This is a genomic window from Deltaproteobacteria bacterium RBG_16_64_85 (assembly GCA_001798885.1).
Taxonomy (GTDB): Bacteria; Desulfobacterota; Deferrimicrobia; order Deferrimicrobiales; family Deferrimicrobiaceae; genus FEB-35.
Genome location: MGQW01000025.1, coordinates 1 through 7,178 on the forward strand (window position 1 = coordinate 1; position 7,178 = coordinate 7,178).

Here is a 7,178-nt window from a genome sequence, read left to right on the forward strand (position 1 = left end):
GAACTTGAACTTCAGTTCGAGGAACGGGCCGTGGGACTGGTAGTTCGCACCGGAAAGGTCGCTGTCGTTCATCCGGGAGAGGTTGTACCCTATCCCCGCGTACAGGTTCTTGTAGACCCGGTAGCCCGTCTTCGCCACGGCGCCCACCGAGTGCATTCCGGTCTCGTACTGGTTCATCAGCTTCGCCAGGACTCCCACATCCCACCGGTCCGTAAGGTCGTACGTCGCGCCGGCGATGACGAGGTCGGTGTAGGAGTTGAAATCGGCTCCTCCCACGGATTCCCAGGCGTACTTGCCTGCGTATTTGCCGAGCAGGCTCAAGCGCGGCGAGAACCGGTGGGTGAGCTCCGTCGAGGAGATCAGGTTCTTCCTCTCGTCTTCCGTCCCGGCGCCGCCCGTCCGTTCGAGCTTGAAGCGGAGGCTGCTCAGAAGGTAGATCGAGGGTGTACCCAGCGGCCGGTACGCGATCCCCACCTGTCCGTCGTAGAGGGAGCTGTCGCCCTGGTCCCGTTCGCTGTGCCACAGGCTCACCTTGGGAAGCAGGGAAAGCCCGTCGGACAGCTTGATCGCCGCCCCCAGATCGAAGAGATTCGTGGTCTCCAGCTCCCCCAGCCGCACTTCGTAGCGGCCCGTGGCCTTGACGTTTTCGCTCCGCAGGTATTCGGCGGAGAAGGCCAGCGTGGTCCTTTCCGCGCCGCCGGGGGCCCCGTCGATAAACTGGATCCTCTCGACCGCCGTGTTGAGGGTGAGGCCTTTCTTGGGTTCCCACTTGTTGTTCAGCCCGATGACGGCCTGCGCCATATCCCCGGAGATCGTGTTTTCGATCTGGTAGCGGGAAGAGAGGGTCGTGTTCTCGGTCACCCGGCTTTCGAAGCCGAGTTCCGTCGCGTTCCTCTTGTCGTTCCCTTCCTGGATCTCGTGGGAGAGGCGGCCCCGGAGAGTCTCCGAGATCTGGTAGGTGAGCTCCCCCTTCGTTTTCGTCGGGTAGTTCTGGACATTGCCGCCGGAGAGCACCTGGTCCCGTCTCAGGGCTGCGCCGAGTTTTTTCGTGATGTTCCCGCTCACTCCGGCATAGGCGAGCTGGGAGGTGATGTCGTCCTGCCCGGGGGCGGACCGGTCCTCTTTCAGGAAACTGTAGCCGCCCTCCAGCTTCGCCCGGGAATAGTTCTGCGTCACCCCGAGGGTGTTGACGAACTGCTTCGCCTGGATGCCCCGGTTCTCCTGGACGAAGCTTTCCGCGGTGATATTCGTCTCCTCCCGGGGCCGGTACGTCGCGTTCGCGCCGTACTTCGTCGTCCCCGTCTCGCTGCCCGTCATCGAGGGGTTGAGGAACGTCTCGTCGACATCCCGGTAATACGCGCCGAATTTGAGCTTCCTGCCCGCTTCCGTTTCCAGCTCCAATTTCCAGGCGGTCCCCGTTCCCTTCTCCAGGGTGTCGCTTGTGGCCACCTCCCCTTTGAGCCGGAATCCTTCCGAAAGCCTGAGGGCGGCATCCGCCCCGAAGAGGGTGTTCTCCCCCAACCCCACGTCCTCGACCACGGCGGTCGCGCCGACCTCCAGTTTCCCCCCGAGCCTGACGCCGGCCCTGCCCCCGTAGGTGTACCGGTCCTCGCCCGCGCCTTCGGCTTCGTAGAGGACGACGATGCGGACGGGGTTGAACCCGCCGTCCAGGGAAGGAACCGGTTGCTTGAACAGGACGGCCCCGCTGACGTAATCGATGGAGTAATCGGTGTAGGGCACCTTGTCGACGGAGGAGAGGATCCTTTCGAGGTGGTACCGGTCGCGGACCTCGATGCGGACCTTTTCGCTGTTTTCCAGGACGGGGGTCCTGCTGAGGAAGTAGAACCCCGAAGTGCCGTTCCCCGGGATCTCGTCCTTTACCTGCACCTGGTCCGTCTTGGTCGCGAAGCCCCGGAAGGTCAGCAGCCCGGTGTCGATGTCGGCCTTGAGCCCGTTGAACGTCCTGTCGTAGCGGGCGAATTCGTTTTCGGACAGGCCGGTGTGGTAGTCGCCGAACAGGACGGAGCTTTGGTCCCGCTCGACCTTCAGGTACAACTTCTGCCGCGACTCCGCGTCGTAGAGGATCCGGCTGGCGTCCCCGTAGATGGGGTAGAAGCGTTCGGGGGCGGACCGCTGGAACAGCCCCTCTCCTTCCGGCTTGCCGGTGTCGTACGCGCCCGTGAGGAGATACTGGTCGAAGATTTTCCCCTTCGCGAAGAACGCAAGCTTCTCCTCGTGGAAGAGGCCTTCCTTGTATTCGTCATCGTCTTTGATCTTCGCCGTGTCCCCGCTCACGCTGTTCGCCCCGACCGTCACCGCCCCGATGCCCGCCACGACCCAATCCCGGAGCTCCGGTGTGTAGTACACCTCCCCTTCCGCTTCCATGTTGTTCCCCACGAGGACCCGGATCCTGTCGCTCCCCGTCACGAGCGTGGAGCGCAGGGTGAAGCTCGCCCGGCCGTCCCGGAGCTTGATCTGGTGCCCGGCGGCCGACGGGTCGAGGTCGCTCTCGACAATCGTCCCCTTCGTGGCGACGACCGTGACGACCGTCTCCTCCATCGACGGCCGGTTCCACTCGTCCAGGAGGGTGACCGTGAAGGAGGCCGTCGTTTTCCCGTCGGCGATGACGGTGGCCTTCGGGGGATCGAGGACGATCTTTACCGGCGGGCCCGGCGCGGTCACCGCGATCTCTTTTTCCACCCCCACTTCGCCGGGAACGATCGATTCCAGCACGATCTTGTTGGCTCCGGGAGCAAGCTTCACGCCGACGTATTCGTAGACGTAGAGCTTTCTCGCCGACTCGTGGATCTTCTTCCCGATCCTTTTCACCGGGATCACGGCCCCGTTGACCTTGAGAAAGTGGCGCGCCCCCTCGGGGACCCGAACGGCGATATCGGTCCACGGTTTGGCAAGGATGGCCCCCCCTCGGGGAGAGAGGATCTCCGGCGTCGGATCCATGTACTGGACCTGCACTTCCAGGGAAGGCGGAGGGGCACTGGTCGACGTGCCGAAGGTGTACACCTTTTCCGCCGGCTTCTCTTTGCTCTCCGGAAGTGGTCTCTCCTTCCCGTTCTCCGGAACGAGCCCGAAATCCCCCCTTGCCGGCCCTCCGAAAGGCACGGAGATGAACTGGGAACCCCCGTCGCCCGCAAAGGTGTTGTTCAACGGTACCGGAACGTACCCGGGAGGGAGGCTGTTCCGGTCGAGCTTGAGGACATGCTCGCCCGCCCGGACGTTGTAGATGGAGAATTTCCCCTCCCCGTCGGTGATCACGAAGGTCCCGTCCTCGAGAACCAGCCGGATGTCCCGCACGCCCGGCTCGTCCTCGCCGGGCATCCTGTCGCCGTTCCGGTCGACGAACACGCGGCCGAGGATGATCGCCTTGCTGTTCAGGGCCCCCTCCGCGATCTTCACGCGGACCCTCGCCGGACCGGCCTGGAGAAGGTTCCCCCCCGGCGTGGTCCCGGCGACGCTCGCGGTGTTCGTCCCGTCCCCGAGCATCGCGTCCACGGAGACGATGGCCCGGTAGGCGAGGGCCCTGCTCTCACCGGGAGCAAGAGGCCCGAGCGCCCATTGCGGCCGGGTTCCCCCGGACGGGTCCGCAACGACTGCGCCGCCCTGCCTGCTGCTTCCCTTCACGTACCGGAACCCCTGCGGAAGGTCGTCCGAGAGGATCACGTTGTCGGCCGTCAGGACGGTGCTCCTGTTCACCACCGACACGGTATAGCCGACGTAATCTCCGATCTCCGCCACCTTCCGGTCGGCGGTTTTCGTGATGAAGAGGGGTTGCTCCACCACGACGGTCGAAACGACGTTGGAAAACTGGGGGGCGGGCGACTGGTCGCTCATCATGGAGATCCGGTTGCTGACCGTGCTCACGGGAAACGGCCCGGGGTCGATGATGGCCCGGAAACCGACCTGGCCGGTGTACCCCGCGGGAACCGTCGGAACCGTCCAGGAGAGAGTACGGGTTGCGTTATCGTATGCGATCACGGTCCCCGCAATTCCCGGCGGAGACGTCGCGCTCCCGTCGATGTAGACCAGGCTCGCGTCCAGCACGTCGGAGATCACCGCGTTGGTGGCGGGAACGCCGCTCGAGTTGCCGAACGTGTTCGTGTAGGTGACGGTGACCCCCGGAGACACCTGCCCGGCGGGATCCACCGTTTTCACCAGGGGATCCCAGAAATTGGGGATCGTGGCGAGGTTGGTCACGCTCATCTGGGCTGCGGGCGCGGCGGCCGATGCGGCCAGGACGGTCGTATTGTCGACCTGGCCGGTGGGTATCCCGACGGGCACCGTGATGCGGAGCACGACGTCGACGGTTCCGCCGGGCGGAAGAGGACCCACGTCCGGCATCCCGTTGCCGTTGCTGTCCGCCAGCGGCGTCTGGCCGTCGGAAGCCAGGACCTGGAGGGGAAGCCCGAGGGAACTGGTCCCATTCAGGTCGAACGTGTCGGTCACATTTCCACCGTTGGTCACCGTGTGGCGGATGGTCACGGTCGTTCCGGGGTATGCGATCCCCGACCACGGAGGGCCGATGGAGACCGCGTGGTACATCCCGACGGTGACCGCAGTCTGGTTGGATGGGATCGTGTATACTGTCGGACTGGTTAGATATTCGAGATTAACGAGATTGGTGATCTGCGTCCCCGGCGGCGTGGCGGCCGGAGACAATCGGGGAAAAAGGAGAAAAAGGGTCCCTGCGATCAGTCCCGGAAGAACGGCCAGGGACCCCCGTTTCGGTCGTCGGCATATGCGCCTCCCGGCAAGCACGTTCCATTGTCCCGGCGGTCTTTTCCTCCTTGGCGTCCGTTAGTCGACGGTTACATGGAAATAGACGTAGATCGTCTGGCCGGTGGTAAGTGTCCCCCCCGGCCCGGCGGCGCCGTCGTTGGCCGTGTTTCCGAGGTAGGCCGTCACGTTGCCGGACCCGTCGACATGACCGTGCCCGCAAGCGGCCAAATTGCACGGCATCGGGAACGCGCTGTCCGAGTTGCCGTCCCCCGGATTCAGGTTCCCCGCACCGCCGTAGGCGTTGCTCGGTCCGATCCTCATGGAGCCGGGGACGTAGGTGGTGTTCGCGTTGTCGGAGTCGGTCAGGACGACCGAAGTGGCATTTACCGTTCCATTGTTCGTGACCGTGACCCGGTACTCGAGGGTCTGGGTGGGCGCGGCGTTCGCGGTGTTGTCAAAGGTTCCGCTGGTCGTCACGTTCCGCACATTCTTCAGGACGGACAGCGCCGGCGCCTGGGCCGTCGTCGTCACGGTGTCCGTGGTGTCGGCTTCCGGTCCGCCGCTGGCTCCGTTGACCGTCAGGATGCTGTCGTCGGTCTGCCCGTTGGCGGTGCCTGCGGGAACCGTCACGGCCAGGAAGAACCGGTAGGTCGCGCCTCCCGCCAGGACTCCCGTGGAGCTCGTCACGGTGGTCTCTCCCGCTTGGTGGATCCCGTCGTTCGCCGTCCCGCCGCCCGCTCCGTCGTCCGCATAGAGGGTGACCGTCCACGAATTCCCCCCGGCCCCGGAAGCGGCGCTCAGCGCGTAGGTGTTGTTGTCGTTCCCCGTGTTCGTGAGGATGTAGGCGTAGTACGCGACGGTGTTGGACGGAACGGACTGGTCCACCGGCACCGGCGCGAGCGAAACGCCGAACACCGAAATCACCGTCACGGTCGTGGTGTTGGAGACTGCAGAGTAGTTGTTGGCGCTGGTGTCCTGGTAGTTCACCGTCGCCGCGTTCATGATGGCCGTCCCCGCGGGGGTCGCGGCCCCGGCGATCATCGGGGTGAGAAGCAGCGCGGCAAGAAAGACCGCGGCCATCCAGGGAACTATTGATCGCCTTGCGATCGTGATGCCCATGTCCCGTTTCTCCTTTCCGTCTCTGTTGCTGTTGCCGGTTTCCTTACGCATCGTTGCCGTTCCTCCTTCCTTTTCTTCGTTTTTGTTTCGGATCTGCATCCTTTCCGTTCCTTCCCTGTTCATGACCGGTCTACTGGACCAAGACCTGGAAACTCACGCTGCCCGTGCCACCCGGCAGCACCGGCTTGATCAATTCCCACTGGATGTGGGTGTACATGTCGGGAGTGGCGACGTGCTCGACCTCGGTGCCATCGGCCTGCCTGACCCGGTACGTGAGCCGGGGGGGCGGCTGGAAGATCTTCCCGTCGAGGCTGAACGCTATTGCGGCGTCATCCCCTCCGGCGCTGCCGCTGATGTAGGAGGTGCTCGGCGGGATCGGATCGACGATCTTCGCGTCCCGGGCCTCCCCCTTGCCCTTGTTCTCGTAGCGGATCGTGTACTTCAGCACATCGCCCGGGCCCGTGCTCTGGACTTCCCGCCACTCGGTCTTCGGATTGCCGCCCTCCCCCGTCACGATCACTTCTTTCTGGACGGAGAGCGTCAGCACCAGCTCCGGTTTCTGCCCGATTTGCGCCATTGCGGCCGTTGCCGAAAACGCAAGGACCACCAACACCACGAAAAATCTTTTCTGCCTCATCTCTTTCCTCCTCCTTTTTCTGTTTTCCGGCGGTCCGGAATGATTTCGATTTCCTGCTTTCGTGGGCACAAGAACACCCTTGTCGAGTTCTCTGTTTCTTTTCGGACAATCTGCCGATTTATTTAGTGATTTTTTCCGGATGTCCACTGCGTTCCCACCCTGATTCTCCGGCCTTATAGAAACCGCAAATCGCGTCCGACTGCGGCTTTAACTTCTTTCACAAGTGTGGGTTGCAATTAATAAGCCAGTGGGGCAGACAATTGTAACTAATGAATAATTAAATGAATTTATTAGGGGAGCCGTTCGGAGGGACTCCGAGGGAAAAATATTTAAGGATGGGCCAGAGGGATGTGACAATTCTTGTCAGGTAAGATGAATCGGGCTGACCTGACTAATTAAAATTGCTATCAGTTGTGTACGTATCCCCGGAGGGCTACTTCACTCTCACCACAAGCCCCACGCTGAAACTGGTCCCGGCGGGCATATTTCCTGTGGTGGTCCACCGGACGTGCGTGACGCAGTCGTCGTACCCCGCCGGCGCACCGCATCTTCCGCTTGCGGGCGTGTAGGTCCAGATCGATCCCCCGTTGTTCGAGTAGACCACGGTGAAGGAAAGGGTCGACGTTCCCGCGTTGAACGTGGCGCCCCCCACCTTGAACCCGGTGTTCGCGGGAATCGGTTCCGTCAC

At 63.1% G+C, this 7,178-nt stretch carries 4 protein-coding genes; all 4 read right to left on the reverse strand.

Going from position 1 to position 7,178, the window contains the following annotated elements; all coding sequences use genetic code 11:
- Positions 1-4,773: hypothetical protein (locus A2Z13_03555; GenBank protein ID OGP80112.1), on the reverse strand; the 4,773-nt coding region annotated here is incomplete at its 3' end.
- Positions 4,774-4,812: 39 nt separating this feature from the next.
- Positions 4,813-5,952 (reverse strand): hypothetical protein, encoded by a 1,140-nt coding sequence (locus tag A2Z13_03560; protein ID OGP80113.1) that lies wholly within the window; start codon positions 5,950-5,952, stop codon positions 4,813-4,815.
- Between the two features lie 31 nt (positions 5,953-5,983).
- Positions 5,984-6,490, reverse strand: a complete 507-nt coding sequence (locus A2Z13_03565) for a hypothetical protein (GenBank protein ID OGP80114.1) — start codon at positions 6,488-6,490, stop codon at positions 5,984-5,986.
- A 433-nt stretch (positions 6,491-6,923) separates the two neighbouring features.
- Complete coding sequence (locus tag A2Z13_03570) at positions 6,924-7,178, reverse strand: hypothetical protein (GenBank protein ID OGP80115.1); 255 nt, start codon at positions 7,176-7,178, stop codon at positions 6,924-6,926.

What these genes read in the sequence shown, in the direction of transcription:
- A2Z13_03565 (OGP80114.1), bottom strand. Translation starts at nt 6,490, where the DNA reads ATGAGGCAGAAAAGATTTTTCGTGGTGTTGGTGGTCCTTGCGTTTTCG.
- A2Z13_03560 (OGP80113.1), bottom strand. Translation starts at nt 5,952, where the DNA reads ATGCAGATCCGAAACAAAAACGAAGAAAAGGAAGGAGGAACGGCAACG.